The organism is Agromyces rhizosphaerae, assembly GCF_027925245.1.
In the GTDB taxonomy this organism is placed as follows: domain Bacteria; phylum Actinomycetota; class Actinomycetes; order Actinomycetales; family Microbacteriaceae; genus Agromyces; species Agromyces rhizosphaerae.
In genome coordinates, this window is record NZ_BSDP01000001.1 from 496477 (window position 1) to 510419 (window position 13943).

Consider the following 13943-nt stretch of genomic DNA (forward strand, 5'->3'; position numbering starts at 1 on the left):
CCCCGTCGTTGACTGGCGGCATGCGCATCGTCATCGCCGGCGGCCACGGCCAGATCGCCCTGCTCCTCGAACGTCGCCTCGCGGACGCCGGGCACGAGCCGGTCGCCCTCATCCGCAACCCGTCGCACGAGTCCGATGTCGTGGCCGCCGGGGCCGAGCCCGTGGTGCTCGACCTCGAGAGCACCGACGTCGACGCGCTCGCCCGAGTGCTCGCGGGCGCCGATGCCGCGGTCTTCGCGGCGGGCGCCGGCCCCGGCAGCACGCCCGAGCGCAAGGGCAGCGTCGACCTCGGGGCATCCGTGCTGCTCGCCGACGCCGCCCACCTCGCCGGCGTGCGCCGCCTCGTGCAGATCTCGGCCATGAGCGCGGACCGCTACGAGGCCGGCTCCGACGACATCTTCCAGATCTACCTGCAGGCCAAGAGCGAGGCGGATGCCCGGCTGCGCGACACCGACCTCGACTGGACCATCGTGCGCCCGGGGCGCCTGACGAACGAGCCGGCGACGGGCGGGGTGACGATCGGCGAGTCGGTCTCGTACGGGGAGATCCCGCGCGACGACGTGGCGGCGGTGATCGCGGAGCTGCTGGGCTCGGGCGCGGGCGTGCACTGGCAGTTCGACCTGGTGTCGGGCGACACCCCGGTCGGCGAGGCGGTCGCCGCGCTGCGATAGCTCGTCGCATCCGCTCGCCCCCGGTGCCGCCGTCCCGCTCGATGCGGGCTCGCGGGCGGGTGTCGGGTACGATGATCTGCGGCCGGGTTCACGCCCGCCTGGAGGATTCGCCTAGTGGCCTATGGCGCACGCTTGGAAAGCGTGTTGGGTGCAAGCCCTCAGGGGTTCGAATCCCCTATCCTCCGCCAATGTGATGAGTCGCGACAGAGGTGACACCTGATTCGCGTGGACGTCGCACTTCTTCCGTCGCCGCGCACGTCGCCATGGGCTGCCCGCATGGACAACTCGCGTTCCCCCGGCGAGGTCGAGGTCGAGCAGAGTCGGCGCCTTCACCGCGAACACGCGGTCGTACACGACCACGGTGCAGGCCGACGGCACGGCCGGCGGCACGTTCGGTGCGTCCATCACCGGAATCGTCGCGAGGGGCTCCGCCACCGTCACCGCCGAATTGTCGTTGTCGTCCGGACCCATCACGGGGAAGACGACCGCCGAGGTGGAGAAGTCGTTCCAGAACTTCGCATGGTCCTGCAGCGTGCTGCAGTAGGCGACGTTCCGGACGTCCTAGTCGGCTGAGCCCACGCGCTCCCCGCGGTGGAAGCGCGACAGGAAGTCGTCCATGCCCAGCCTGCTCGGGCGACGCAGCGTGACGATCGGCTGGCCCCTCGCGATGGTGCCGTAGTCGTCGGTCAAGATCACCGTGGCGATCGTCTCTCCCGCAGCGAGGTGCGTCCCGACGAGCGTGGACACCTGCTGCTGCGCCCCCTCCTGCGTGTGGTCGACGACACTGCCGAGGAACTCGCGAACGTGGTTCGGCCCGGTGACGAACGCCGCGAAGCCGCGCGGCCATCCGCTCTCGCCGCCGCCGAAGATGCTCTCCAACTGCACCCGGGCGGAGAACGGGCCGGGCGGGGGCCGGTCATCGACGCGCCTGCGCGACGGGCGAAGCGACTCGGCGTCGGGCCAGTACTGCGGATTCGTCCCGGTCGAGATCGGCCAACTCCGCACGGGGAGGGGCTTGCCTGTCGCATCCTCGTAGACGTAGAGCAGCTCCGGAGTCGAGAGCCCGTCGACCCCCGGTACGCCCGGCCGTGGGTCGCGGACATGGGCTTCGAACGCGGCACGACCGCGGGCGATGATCTCGCAGCGGTACATCAGCGACGCGTCATAGTCGATCTCGTCCGGGTCGCCGGCGAGTCCGACGGTGTTGCCGGGCGCGTCGAGCTCGAACAGCTTGCGATCGAGCGCGTCCATGAAGTCGTAGGGCATGTGATCGGAGAGGTCTGCCAGCAGCCGCGCGAGCCGCTCCGCGGAGGCCTCGCTGACCTCGCCGCCCAACTCGTGCACGAGCTCCCAGAAGGCGTCGTCGGGGAGCGGCTGACGGCCCTCATCGCGCTGCTCGGCCGTCTCGATCGCGTCGACGGCCCACGACACCCACTCGACGGGGTCGTCGATGGCTGCCGGGAGGACGCGATCGGACACGATCACGGGGCCGAGCGGATCGACGATGTCGAACTGCGTGCGGGCGATCACTCGCACCGACCCGCCGACGCTCACCCCGATGCCGCGCCGGTCGCGCGCGGAGGTGTGGAACAGCACCTTGTCGGTGTAGACGCCGCGGATCGTCGACACGACCCGCGTCGCCCAGCCCTGCGTCAACCGGCCGCCGACGAATCCGTACTGATCGAGATTGTCTCGCCGGCCCCACTCGTCGACGCGGCGCAGCAACTCCTCTGACGTGATCTCTTCTTCGGCCATGTGGCGTGCACTCCCTCGATGCGCTCCGCGCGATCACTCGTTGCGCGATGATCACCGTCCACGCGTAGCCGGAACTCCGAGCATGCTACTGGCGAGCAATCGGCTCCACCGGGAGTGCTCCACAGGCCTCTGGCGCCTTGCCCCGCGACCCTCGCCCGGCAGGCTCCGCTATCCCTCGCCGGCGGCGAACCGCTCCATCAGGGCGTCGAGCTCACGGCGGCCGAAGTCGTAGACCTCGGTGTCGGTGTGGCCGCGATACTTCGTCTCGACGACCATGATGAGCGCCAGGTACAGCGAGTAGAGGCGACGCCTCGTGCGCTGCTCGGCGTCGAGTGCGCCGAGGCCGAAGCCCGCCATGAAGTCGGACGGGTCGCCGAACGCGGGCATGTCGAGCCCGGTCAGGCCCGCCTCCATCAGCGGATCACCGTAGATCGCCCGCTCGTGGTCGAGGATCGCCACGATGCGCCCGTCGCGGATCATCGAGTTCTTGGTCCAGAGGTCGACCTCGACGAGACGGGGCACGGTCACGCCGTCGAGGGTGTCCGCATGGTTGGCGAGCACCGCGCGGAACGCGTCCGGGTGCCGGCCGAGGTCGATGCGGACCCGCTCCCCGTCGACGAGGGTGTCCTCGACCATGGTGGTGAACGCCTCGCGCCACGTTGCCGCTCCTGGGCCGAGGAGTGGCCCGAAGTGCGGGCCGACGATGGAGTTGATCTCCCGGTTCATGGCGCCGAGCTCGCGCGTGGCGATCGCCACCACCTCAGCGCCGAGCCGGCCGTCGGCTGCCGCGAACCCGAAGTTGTCGGCGTCGATGTACTCCATGAAGAACAGGTCAGCGTCGACGACCTCGTGCGTGAGGTCGACGTGGTCGACGCGCGGCACGGGCACCGTCGTGCGGGTCGAAACCAGCCGCATCGCCTCGAGTTCGGCGCGCATCATGCCGACCTCGCGCGTGAGTACGTCGACCCCCGCGGGGGGCGCGATCTTCAGCACCACCCGCTCCCCGTCGCGCAGCGTGATGCGGTACGCGACGTTGAACCACCCCTCGGTGATCTCGTGGGCGAAGTCGTCGTCGGTCGGCAGGCGGTCGGCCCCGTAGGCGCGCGCAATCAGGGTGCGCAGGGTGGCGGCCGTCTGGCGATTCTTTGTGACGCTCTCCATCGAGCGATAGGCTATATCACGGAGGTATAGCCCATGGGCGATCGGTTCGATACGGAGCGCGCGGGCGCGCTGGTCGCCGCCGCGCGCGCGGACCGAGGCATGTCGCAGACGGAGCTCGCACGCGCCGCAGGCATGAGCCAGCCCAACGTCGCCGCCATCGAATCGGGTCGGCGCGTGGTCAGCGCCGAGGTGCTCGAGCGACTGCTCCGCGCGGCCGACTACCGGCCCAGCATCCCGCTCGAGGAGTCGGCTGACGAGATCGTGGCGGCGGGCGAGCGCCACGGTCTTCGCGACATCCGAGTCTTCGGTTCCATTGCACGCGGCAGCGACCACTTCGCCTCCGACATCGATCTGCTCGCCCGCGTGGACGACGAGCGCGGCTACTTCGACATCGCGATGTTCCAGAACGCCGTCGAGGCAATCACCGGCTTCCCGGTCGACGTCGTGGTCGACGATGCGGGCCGCCCCGCGTTCCTCGACGACGCGGAACTCGTGGCGCTGTGAGCGACGAGAGTCGCGAGCGCCGATTCGTACGACGGCCGCGAACCGGGGAGGATGCGTCGACACTCGAGGCCACCCGCGCACGATTCAGCGAGAGCCTCGACGCGATCGAGACGTTCCTGGGCCACGCGGTCGCGGGCGGCCGCGCCGCATTCGAGCGCAACTCCCCCGCGTATGCGTCCGGATCGATGGCGATCATCCGCACCGCGGCGCTCTTCGAGGAGGACGAGTTCCGGCAATTCCTCGGCAACGTGCCGATGGAAGTCGAACGCGGCATCGCGACGACGCGCAACATCGTCTCTCACTCGGGGTATCGAGCGATGAACGACGACGTGTTCTGGGCGACGCTCACGGTGCACCTTCCGCCGTACCTCGCTACGTGGCGGGCTGCCGCCCGGGTGCCACCCACCGCGTGAGGGCCGTTCCTCGCGCTGAGGGCGGAAGAATCAGCACTCACGGCCCTCAGCGGGGAAGCGACCCGGACGCGGGGACCCCGGGGTTGGCATCCGCCTCAGCGCAGGTCGCCGAGTCGCGCCGCGAACCCGGCGCTCTCGCCCGCTCGTCGCTCGTAGGTCACGGCGATGATGAGCAGCACGGCGCCGACCACTGACAGGGTGATCCACCACGGCATGGACTCGATGCCGCGGCCGATCTGCACCAGGAACGCCAGCAGGTTCTCGATCGGCAGCACCACGACGCCGAGCACGAACGGGGCGGCGAGCCGCAGGCTCGCCCCGACGAGGATCGCGGCGAGCGCGAGCACCATGACGAGGATCGCCCGCCAGGTCTGCGGATCGGTGTAGGTCGCCGCGACCGAGGCGCTGAGGGTCACGACGATCCCGGGCGCCAGGAGCGGCCACGAGCCAGCCCGGCCGGCGGGCCACGACGGGAGGGACCGGAGCTCCCCGCCGGAGCCGCCGGCGGCGGCCCGCAACCCGAGGGTGCCCGCAAGCACGAGGAAGCTCCCGAGCGGGAGGGAGAACCACTCGACGCGGAGCTCGCGGGGGCTCCAAGCGACCACGGCCGTCACGAAGGCGACCGCGAACAGGAACCACACCGGGGGCAGGAACCGGCCACCGCGGAGCGCCCGGTCGGCCGCGACCACCATGACGATGAGTAGCGCCAGGAGCAGCGCCCACATGATCCAGATCGCGGACCAGTCCGACTCAATCGTCGGCCAGACCCCGACCGTCGCCGTGAGCACCGCGGGAGCGGCGAGCCAGCGCGTTGTCCGCAGCCGCGAACCGGCCGGCGCGCCGGTGCGGAGCATGCGAGCGGCCGTCGCGGCGGCGGCCGCGGCCACCACACCGAGGCCGAGCGCCCAGGCGACGGCTGGCGTTGCAGGCGCCGCATCGAGCCCGAGGCCCCAGCGGGCTCCCTCGATGGGTGCCGCCGCCGCAGCGACGATGACCACGGTGAGGATGGCGGGGCGCAGCACGTCGAGGCGGCGCATCCGCTCGCCCCGAGTGCGACCGAGCAACGTACCCACGCCCACGAGCGCCAATGCGGCGGCGATCAGGCCGTAGGCGCGCCACGGGTAGGCGGCGCCGCTCCCGGCTACGGCGAGGACGAGCAGGAGCGGCACGATCGCCGCGAGCAGCCCGGCGGCGAACAGCCAGGTCGCCCGTGCGCCCCGCGCCGTGCGCACGACCGCGATGAGCGCCGCGGCGAGCGCCGGAGGGAGCAGGTGCGCCTCCACCGAGCTCACGCCGATGAGCGACCAGAGGCTCCAGAGCGCTCCCGAGAACGCCGCACCCGCGAGCCACCAGCCGTAGCGGCGCCCCATGGAGTGCGCCTGAACCGCGAACCCGACGCCCAGTACAAGCAGCACGACGAGTGAGGTGGGCGCGCCGGCCGCTTCGCGTGCCAGCGCCAGCACGACTGCGATCACCGCGGCGGCCAGGGACGAGCCCTCGATCGCGAGGCGGACCGCAGCGGCATCCCGAGCACCGACGCGCGGCTCGAGGGCGGCCCGGATCGCTGTGGTCGACGGGAGCATGATGGCGACCAGGACCGCGACGACCGGCAGCACGGCGGGCGACCCGCTCGTCTCGAGGAACTGCGCGCCCAGGCACACCGCGACCACCGACGCTGAGGGTACGACGAGGCTCGCAGCGACGGCGCGGAGCGACGTGCCGAGGCCAGCGCGTCGGGTCACGGTGAGCGCGAGGGCCAGCAGGAGGATCACCCCGGTGGACAACGCCGTCCACCCGCTGCGCTCGACCAGCACCAGCGCCACGCCGACGACGAAGGGCACGGCCGTGACGGCCAGAATCGCACCCCACGATCGCGGCGGGACCCGCCGCTGGAACGTGGCGACGATCGCGACGACCCCCGCGGCACTCGTGGTGAGGCTCAGCACCGCGATCTCCGCGACATCCGCACGCCCGAGCCCGGTCGCAAGCACGACCAGCGCGTAGGCGAACCCGATGCCGGTGTGCACGAACCGCGCAGACGCGGGGACGGTTCCGGCGAGGACGGCGATGGCGCCGACAGCCCCGATGCCCGCCCAGACCGTCGTCTCGGGATGCTGCCACGACAGCGCGGCGGCGAGGAGCACCACCAGATGCGCCCCGATCACGACCGGCAGGCGACGCGTGAGACCCGCGGCGCGAACGGGCGTGCGCGTCGCGACGACCGCGAGCGCGACGCCGAGCACCAGGCCGAGCGCGATGCCGGCACCGGGCGGCACAGCGGGGAGCGCCATTGCCAGCAGCAGCGCGAGCACGCCGTACCACTGTCCCAGGGTGCCGAGCCAGGCGGTGCCCATCGGGCGCGGCGCGAGGGCTGCCGACTTCGCGGCCGGCTCCGTACTGCTGGGGGCGGGACCGGGCTCCCCTGCACCCGCCCGGCCGGGACCACGTCCCTCTCTCGTCGCGCGGGTCGTCCAGGCGAATACGCCGAGCCCGAGGGCCAGCGCGGCCATCGCGACGGCGATCGGGGGTTCGACCGGGTCGACGGCGATCGTCCTCGCCCGACCGCCGAGCGAGACGACCGTGATGAGCGCCACGAGGGCGATGGCAGTCGGGGGCGCCGCGGCGGTGCCGACCGCGGCGACGGCCCCGCCGAAGAGGTACGGCGCTCGCACCCGGCGGTGCAGCGGGCGCGCGGCGCCGATCGTTACGAGGGTGGCCACGGCGGCCGACGGCACGAGCGCCCACAGCCACGCGGAGGGGACCCGCTCGGCGAAGACGCCCACGGTCGCCGTGACCGCGGACAGCACTGCGGATCCGCCCGCGACGAAACTCCAGAAGCCGCCTGCCGGCCGGCGGGCCGATGCCACGGCGATCATTGCCACGACGAGGGCCGACGCACTCACGATGAACGCGGGCGCGGTCGGCACGATGCCCGGCACGTACACCGACTGGATCAGCGCGACGACGGCGAAGGCGGCCTGCAGCACGGTGAGCGTCACGATCTCGGCCGTGAGCCTCGTGCCGACGCGGGATCGGAGCCGCACGGTCCATGCGACCAGCGCCGCGGCAGCGGCCGCGGCGGTGAGCGTGCCCGCGATCGCCCCCGCCGGCTCGGGCGACGCGGACCCCAGCAGGCGTGGCACGAATGCGAGCGCGATGAGCGAGCTCCAGAGCCACACGCGCAGTCGCAGCCGGATCGCGAGCAGGGCCATCGGCCAGGCGCCGGCCAACGTCGCGATCGCGATCGCCACCCACGGGTCAAGCGCCGCGGGGAGCAGCGGAATCGATGCGGCGACGGTGAGTGCGGTGAACACCAGGCCGAGCCCGCCGACGGCCTCGGCCGAGAAGCGCAGTTCGCGCCGCACCAGCACGACGGCGGCGCCGAGGAACGCGGCGGCGATCGGGGCAAGGATGGCCGCTCGCACGCCTGAGCCTGCGAGGTCGGGGTTGAAGAACGCGAACACGACGGCGGCGACGGCGACGAGTCCTGCTCCGGCGATGGCGAGCACCGACTGCACGGTCGCGGATGACGCCTGCTCGGGCGTCGCGCTCGGTACGGCGATACTCGGCGCAGATGCGACGGGCGGCACGGATGCCGCGACCGCGTCCAGTGCGATGACTGGCACCCGGTCGAGCACGGCCTGGCGGTCGCCCAACGCCTCGGCCGCGCGCTGCGATGCCTCCCAGAGCTCAGTGCCGAACTCGGCGTAGTCGGCGCCGCACCGCCCGCACCGGTTCGCACGCACCTCACCCTCGCCGCACCGGGGGCAGGTGTGGTTGTCGAGCAGATGGCCGATCGCTCGCGTGCTCCACGCCGGAGCCGGCCGCGTCGGAGTCGCAGCACTCACGCTTCGGCCCCCTCGGCTGCTGCCGATGCGTCCGCTTCGTCCGGCACCCATTCGAGGATGTCGCCGGGCTGGCACTCCAGTACACGGCAGATCGCGTCGAGCGTCGTGAACCGCACCGCCTTCGCGCGCCCGTTCTTCAGGACTGAGACATTCGCCGGGGTGATGTCGATCGCGGTGGCGAACTCGGCGACCGACATCTTCCGCCGAGCGAGTTGGACGTCGAGGTTGATGATGATCGCCACTCAGACCACCTCCGACAGGTCGTGCTCCAGCTGCAGCGCTTTCCTGAGCAGCCCGCGGAGCACCAGGATCAGGAGCCACAACCCGCCGCCGACGACGACCCCGAGCACGAGTAGGAGCGTGATCGAGGGGGTGAGGGTTCCCGTGAAGCTCAACGTGACGAGGGCGACGAGCACCAGGAACGTGGCGAAGGCCACGGCGCCGAGGCTGAGGTCGACCGCGGGGAAGGCGCTCTCGCGGAAGATGGCGTCCTCACTCACGAGCGACAGCAGGCGCCACACGCAGAGCATCACCACCTGAACGCACACGAGAAAGAGGATGCCGACGATGATGCCGGGGATCTCGAGGTACGCGATTTCGGAGTAGCGCACGGCGGACTGCGTGGCGACGGCCGGGACGATGAACACCTGGCAGGCCAGCAGGAGTGCGAGCAGGATGGCCATGAGAGCCTTCAGAACGATGATCGTCGTACGCTGCATGCTTCGACCCTATCGATAAACGGAATGAATCTATCGATAAACAATAGCGGCGGATGTCGCGGGCGGAAGGCGCAGCTACCGAACGCGGAAGCCCCGCTGAGGTGACATTCGCTCGGTGACCACCACCATTCGACCGGGCCACGCGCTCGCCGAGGGAGCACCTCCGACGGGGCGAGCGGCGCCCCGCGCGCGATCTCCTACGATGGGGGCATTCCCGCGACGAGTGCGGGACGTTCCGATCGAGAGACGAGCGAGCGATGAGGCGAGTGGGCATCCGCGATGTCGCCGCGCGCGCCGGAGTGTCGATCAGCACCGTCTCGAACGCACTCAACCGGCCGCAGCTCGTGAGCGAGGCGCTCGTCGACCGGGTCCGGCAGGCGGCCGACCAGCTCGGCTACGTGCCACTGCAGGCCGCCCGCCAGCTGCGCGCCGGCCGCAGCGGGCTGCTCGGCATGACCGTGATCAACATCGCCAACCCGTTCTTCGCCGAGCTCGTCGCGGGCGCCGAGGACGCGGCATCTGCCTCGGGCCTCCGGGTGCTGGTCGGCAACAGCAGCGACGATGCGGCGAAGGAGCGCGACCACCTCGAGCTCTTCGAGCGCGTGCAGGTCGAGGGCGCGCTCGTCAGCCCGTTCGGCGAGACCGGGCCGTGGCTCGAGCGGCTGCGGCGCCGCGGCATCCCGGTCGTGATGGTCGACTCGGTCGACGAGTCCGGGGAGCTGCCGTCGGTGTCCCTCGACGACGTCGCCGGCGGGCGCATGGCCGCCCGGCACCTGCTCGACATCGGCCGTCGGCGCCTCGCGTTCGTGGGCGCACGCGAGGCGGTGCGTCAGGTGCGCGAGCGGCTCCAGGGCGCGCGCGAGGCGGTCGCGACGGTGCCCGGGACGACGCTCGAGCCCATCTGGACCGAGCAGACGACCTCGGAGCGCGGCATCGCCTTCGGCGAGGAGCTCGCGGACCGGGCCCCCGAGGACCGGCCGGACGGCATCGTGACCTCCAACGACCACCTCGCCATCGGCGTGCTGCACGGCCTCGTGTCGCGCGGCGTGCGCGTGCCCGAGGACGTGGCGGTCGTCGGCTACGACGACATCGAGTTCGCGGCGATCGCGACCGTGCCACTGACGTCGGTCCGCCAGCCCTCGCGTGAGATGGGCCGCACGGCAGCGGAACTGCTGCTCGCCCTCATCTCGGGCGAGGGCGACGACGTGCCGAGGCACGTCGTCTACCAGCCCGAGCTCATGGTGCGCGCGTCGACGGTCGCCGGGTCGTCACGGACGACCGTCGGCGGCTAGGCCAGGAAGCCGGCGAGCGCGCGGATCCACTCGTCGAACGCGTCGAGGTGCGCGTCGTGCGAGCCGGTCGACAGATCGACGCGAGCGACGTCACGGCCGCGCGCCGCGAAGCTCGCGCGCTGGTGCTCGGTGAACATGCCGTCGCGCCCGTACACGACCAGGGTGGGCGCCGTCACGCGCTCCCACTCGTCCCATCGGGGCGTGGCGACGGCCGTGATGGCCCGGACCATGACGTCGGCGTCGAAGCGCGGCACGAAGCCGTCGGCGGTCGCCGCGAGGTCGGCGGCCCAGGCGCGCGCGAGCGGTCCTCCGCCGAGTGCCTTCGCCGCCTGCTCCCGGCCTGCGAACGGGACCGGCCACGATCGGAGGAAGTCGCCGAGTGCCTCGTGCTCCTCGGCCGTGCCGCCACCCTCGTTCCCCTCGAGCAGCACCAGGTGTCGAACAAGATCCGGCCGGGCCGCCGCAACCAGCATCGCCGTGTGCGCGCCCATCGACTGCCCGACGAGGTCGACCGGACTGTTGCCCACGGCGTCGATCACCCGGACCACGTCATCGACGAACGCCTCGCGGGAGACGTCGGCGGGCAGCGTCGTGCTGGCGCCGTGCCCGCGCTGGTCGACCAGCACGACCCGTCGCTCAGGGAACGCCCGCGCAGTCGGCAGGAACTCCCGGCCGCTGCCGGCGAGGCCGTGCAGGAGCACGATCGGCGGTCCCGTGCCGTCGAGCACCGCGCAGGCGATCCTCGCGCCGTCGCGGGCACGCACCTCGCGCCGCTTCGGGGTTCGGGCGTGCATGCCTCGAGTATCGCGTGTTCGGGGATGCGGATGCACCGGGCGACACGCCGCGGCTGACGGGCGACACGCCGGGCGGCGTCGGCGATCTCCGCATCCGCGTCCGACCCTTCGCAGACACGCCTGGGCGAAACGTAGGAGATTCGGCGCGACACGCCGGGGCAGGCAGGCGACACGCCGCGCGCGTCCTTCGATTCGCACGCCGCGATGATTGCGGGCTGGGGACGGCAGACGTCGGTGGCTACGATCGACCGGAACCGCCCGAGACCGACGGAGCACCGATGATCGACCCCGACGCTGCCGCACCCGGCGAGATCTACCGCGACCCGTTGTACGACGGGGCCACCGACCCGACCGTCGTGGTCGACAGCGCCGGCACCTGGTGGATGCACTACACGCAGCGGCGCGCGAACCACCCCAACCCGGGCCCGGGCGTCGCGTGGGTGCACGGCAGCCGCATCGGCGTCGCCCGCAGCGACGACGGGCTGCGCTGGGAGTACCGCGGCACGCTCGAGCCGACGAGTGATGGCCTGACGCTGCGCGAGGGCGCCCCGCCCGCGACGGTCGACGCCACGCACTGGGCCCCCGACGTGATCCACGACGGCGCGCGCTGGCGCATGTACCTCACCGAGATCGACGGCGTGCCGACGGAGTGGCCGGGTCACGCGCGCCGCATCGTCGAGTACGTCTCCGACGACCTGGCGCACTGGCGCCGCCGGGGCGCGCTCGAGCTCGACAGCGACCGGGCCATCGACGCCGCGGTCGCGCGCTGCCCCGACGACCTCTGGCGCCTCTGGTACAAGGACGAGGCCGCCGACTCGGTCACCAAGGTGCAGGTCTCGGCCGACCTCGCGACCTGGGAGCCCGGTGGGACCGCGATCGGCGGCCGGCCGCACGAGGGCCCGTACGCCTTCGAGCTCGGCGGCCGGTGGTGGCTGCTCACCGACGAGTGGCGCGGCATGGCCGTGCACCACTCCCCCGACGCCGTCAACTGGCAGCGCCAGGGCGGGCCGGAAGACGTGATCCTCGGCGAGTCCGGTCCCGCGAGCGCGGGCGTGCAGATCGGCCGTCACGGCATGGTCGTGGTGCGCGGCGCCGAGGCGCGGCTGTACTACTTCACGCACCCCTGGTGGGACGGCTCCGAGGTCGCCGATGCGGATGCGGCGCACCAGCGCCGCAGCGCCGTGCACGTGGCGCGGCTGCGCGTGGACCAGGGCCGGCTGGTCTGCGAGCGATAGGTACCCGAGCACCGCTCGAATCGTGACCTCGCCGTTATTGAAACGTCCCACGTATTGACGCCGACCTCTTGCGAAACGTTTTTCCGCGCGCTACATTGCTGGGCAAGCGCTTTCCCGATTTCGCACCAGGGTCGCGCAACACCGCAACCAAACGGACAACGAACGTCTCGGCGGAGAATCGAACGAGGGCGTTCAGGAGAGGACAACGATGTTCAGCACCAAGCGGGCATTCGCCGGAGTCGCACTCGCGACCGGCGCCGCACTGGCCCTCGCCGGCTGCGCCGGCGGATCCGAGTCGTCGGGCGAGCTCGACCCCGACGAGGAGGTCACCCTCGACCTCGCGTTCTGGGGCAACGACGTGCGCGCCGACCTCTACAACCAGGTCATCGACGCGTTCGAGGAGGAGTACCCGAACATCACGGTGAACTCGACCTTCCTCGGCTACCCCGAGTTCTGGGAGAAGCGCCAGACCGAGGCCGCGGGCGGCAACCTGCCCGACGTGATGCAGTTCGACTACTCGTACCTGCGCCAGTACTCCGAGAACGGGCTGCTGCTCGACCTCGACCAGTTCCTCGGCGGCATCATCGCCACCGATCCGCTGCCCGACAACATCCTCTCGATCGGCGTCGTCGGCGGCACCACCTACGGCATCCCGACCTCGACCAACGCGTGGGGCATGTACACCAACCCGACCCTGCTCGACGAGGTCGGCGTGGACGAGTTCGCGGGCGGCAGCTGGGACGACTACAACGACTGGATGGGCGAGGTCGCCGACGCGAGCGGCGGCGAGGTCTTCGGCGGCAGCGACTGGACCGGTCGCATCCAGAACTTTGAGGTGCAGCTGCGCTCGGAGGGCTCGTACCTCTTCAGCGACGACGGCGAGGCCGGCTTCGACGAGGCGCGACTCGCCGAGTTCTGGGAGTCGGGCGCGGGCATCCGCGAGGACGGCTCCGTGATCGCGCAGCAGACCCTCGAGGAGGTGGCCCCGCTCTCGGGCTTCGGCGCCGCGCTCACCGTGAGCGAGCTGACCTGGGACAACTTCGGCGGCGGCTACCTCGCCGAGCTCGGCGAGGCCTACCCCGAGCTGGGCCTGATCGCCCCGCCCGTGACGGTCGAGGGCGCGCAGGACCTGTACCTCAAGCCGTCGATGCTGCACTCGATCGCCGCGAACACCGAGTACCCCGAGGCGTCGGCGACGCTGGTGGACTTCCTGATCAACAGCGAGGCCTCCGGTGAGATCTTCGGCACCAACCGCGGCCTCCCGGCCTCGGAGACCGCGCTCGCGGCCGCCGAGCTCGACCCGCTGAGCCAGCAGATCGCCGACTACGAGGCGTCGATCGCCGACCGCCTCGGCGACGCCCCGCCCGTGCCGATCAACGGGTACGGCACGCTGGAGGAGAAGTTCCGCCAGCTCGGCACCGAGCTGGGCTTCGGCACCATCACCGTGGACGAGGCCGTGAGCCAGTTCTTCGGCGAGATGGACGTCATCCTCGGCTGACGCCCTCCGCCCCGGGGGTGCGGATCCGCACGATCCGCACCCCCGGGGGCACC

Annotated in this window: 13 protein-coding genes and 1 tRNA gene; 8 read left to right on the plus strand and 6 right to left on the minus strand. The window is 71.7% G+C overall.

The window, feature by feature from the left end:
• Positions 1–20 precede the first annotated feature (20 nt).
• The 3 genes from QMG39_RS02320 (at position 21) to QMG39_RS02330 (ending at position 1215) form a co-directional block, all read left to right on the plus strand.
• Positions 21–671 carry an SDR family oxidoreductase gene (locus QMG39_RS02320; protein WP_281882216.1) on the plus strand — a complete coding sequence of 217 codons (651 nt, stop codon included), beginning with the start codon at positions 21–23 and terminating at the stop codon, positions 669–671.
• A 100-nt stretch (positions 672–771) separates the two neighbouring features.
• Positions 772–859 (plus strand) — tRNA-Ser (locus QMG39_RS02325).
• A 173-nt stretch (positions 860–1032) separates the two neighbouring features.
• A complete protein-coding gene (locus tag QMG39_RS02330; RefSeq protein ID WP_281882217.1) occupies positions 1033–1215 on the plus strand; it encodes a hypothetical protein in 183 nt (60 codons plus the stop codon).
• Positions 1216–1232: 17 nt separating this feature from the next.
• Here QMG39_RS02330 and QMG39_RS02335 read toward each other — a convergent pair whose 3' ends face one another.
• Together QMG39_RS02335 and QMG39_RS02340 are read right to left on the minus strand one after the other, a co-directional pair.
• Positions 1233–2426 carry a DUF4240 domain-containing protein gene (locus tag QMG39_RS02335; RefSeq protein ID WP_281882218.1) on the minus strand — a complete coding sequence of 398 codons (1194 nt, stop codon included), beginning with the start codon at positions 2424–2426 and terminating at the stop codon, positions 1233–1235.
• A gap of 168 nt (positions 2427–2594) precedes the next feature.
• Entirely contained in the window at positions 2595–3587 is a 993-nt protein-coding gene (locus QMG39_RS02340; RefSeq protein WP_281882219.1) for a phosphotransferase family protein, read from the minus strand.
• Positions 3588–3620: 33 nt separating this feature from the next.
• Here QMG39_RS02340 and QMG39_RS02345 point away from each other — a divergent pair, with 33 nt between their 5' ends.
• Both QMG39_RS02345 and QMG39_RS02350 read left to right on the plus strand, forming a co-directional pair.
• A complete protein-coding gene (locus QMG39_RS02345; RefSeq protein ID WP_281882220.1) occupies positions 3621–4091 on the plus strand; it encodes a helix-turn-helix domain-containing protein in 471 nt (156 codons plus the stop codon).
• Positions 4088–4504 carry a ribonuclease HepT family protein gene (locus tag QMG39_RS02350; protein ID WP_281882221.1) on the plus strand — a complete coding sequence of 139 codons (417 nt, stop codon included), beginning with the start codon at positions 4088–4090 and terminating at the stop codon, positions 4502–4504. The genes QMG39_RS02345 and QMG39_RS02350 overlap by 4 nt, the downstream gene beginning before the upstream one ends.
• A 95-nt stretch (positions 4505–4599) precedes the next feature.
• Here QMG39_RS02350 and QMG39_RS02355 read toward each other — a convergent pair whose 3' ends face one another.
• The 3 genes from QMG39_RS02355 to QMG39_RS02365 form a co-directional block, all read right to left on the minus strand.
• Complete coding sequence (locus QMG39_RS02355; RefSeq protein WP_281882222.1) at positions 4600–8250, minus strand: SCO7613 C-terminal domain-containing membrane protein; 3651 nt, start codon at positions 8248–8250, stop codon at positions 4600–4602.
• A gap of 98 nt (positions 8251–8348) precedes the next feature.
• Positions 8349–8594 (minus strand): helix-turn-helix domain-containing protein, encoded by a 246-nt coding sequence (locus QMG39_RS02360; protein WP_281882223.1) that lies wholly within the window; start codon positions 8592–8594, stop codon positions 8349–8351.
• On the minus strand, positions 8595–9071 hold the full coding sequence (locus QMG39_RS02365) for a DUF2975 domain-containing protein (protein ID WP_281882224.1): 477 nt from the start codon (positions 9069–9071) through the stop codon (positions 8595–8597).
• A gap of 257 nt (positions 9072–9328) precedes the next feature.
• Here QMG39_RS02365 and QMG39_RS02370 point away from each other — a divergent pair, with 257 nt between their 5' ends.
• Entirely contained in the window at positions 9329–10363 is a 1035-nt protein-coding gene (locus QMG39_RS02370) for a LacI family DNA-binding transcriptional regulator (RefSeq protein WP_281882225.1), read from the plus strand.
• Here the strand turns inward: QMG39_RS02370 and QMG39_RS02375 are convergent.
• Positions 10360–11157, minus strand: coding sequence for an alpha/beta fold hydrolase (locus tag QMG39_RS02375; protein ID WP_281882226.1), 798 nt, complete (start codon positions 11155–11157; stop codon positions 10360–10362). The two genes, QMG39_RS02370 and QMG39_RS02375, sit on opposite strands and share 4 nt — an antisense overlap.
• A gap of 278 nt (positions 11158–11435) precedes the next feature.
• On the opposite strand from QMG39_RS02375, the gene QMG39_RS02380 reads away from it, so the two are divergent.
• Complete coding sequence (locus tag QMG39_RS02380; RefSeq protein ID WP_281882227.1) at positions 11436–12392, plus strand: glycoside hydrolase family protein; 957 nt, start codon at positions 11436–11438, stop codon at positions 12390–12392.
• A gap of 208 nt (positions 12393–12600) precedes the next feature.
• A complete protein-coding gene (locus QMG39_RS02385; protein ID WP_281882228.1) occupies positions 12601–13890 on the plus strand; it encodes an ABC transporter substrate-binding protein in 1290 nt (429 codons plus the stop codon).
• Positions 13891–13943 lie beyond the last annotated feature (53 nt).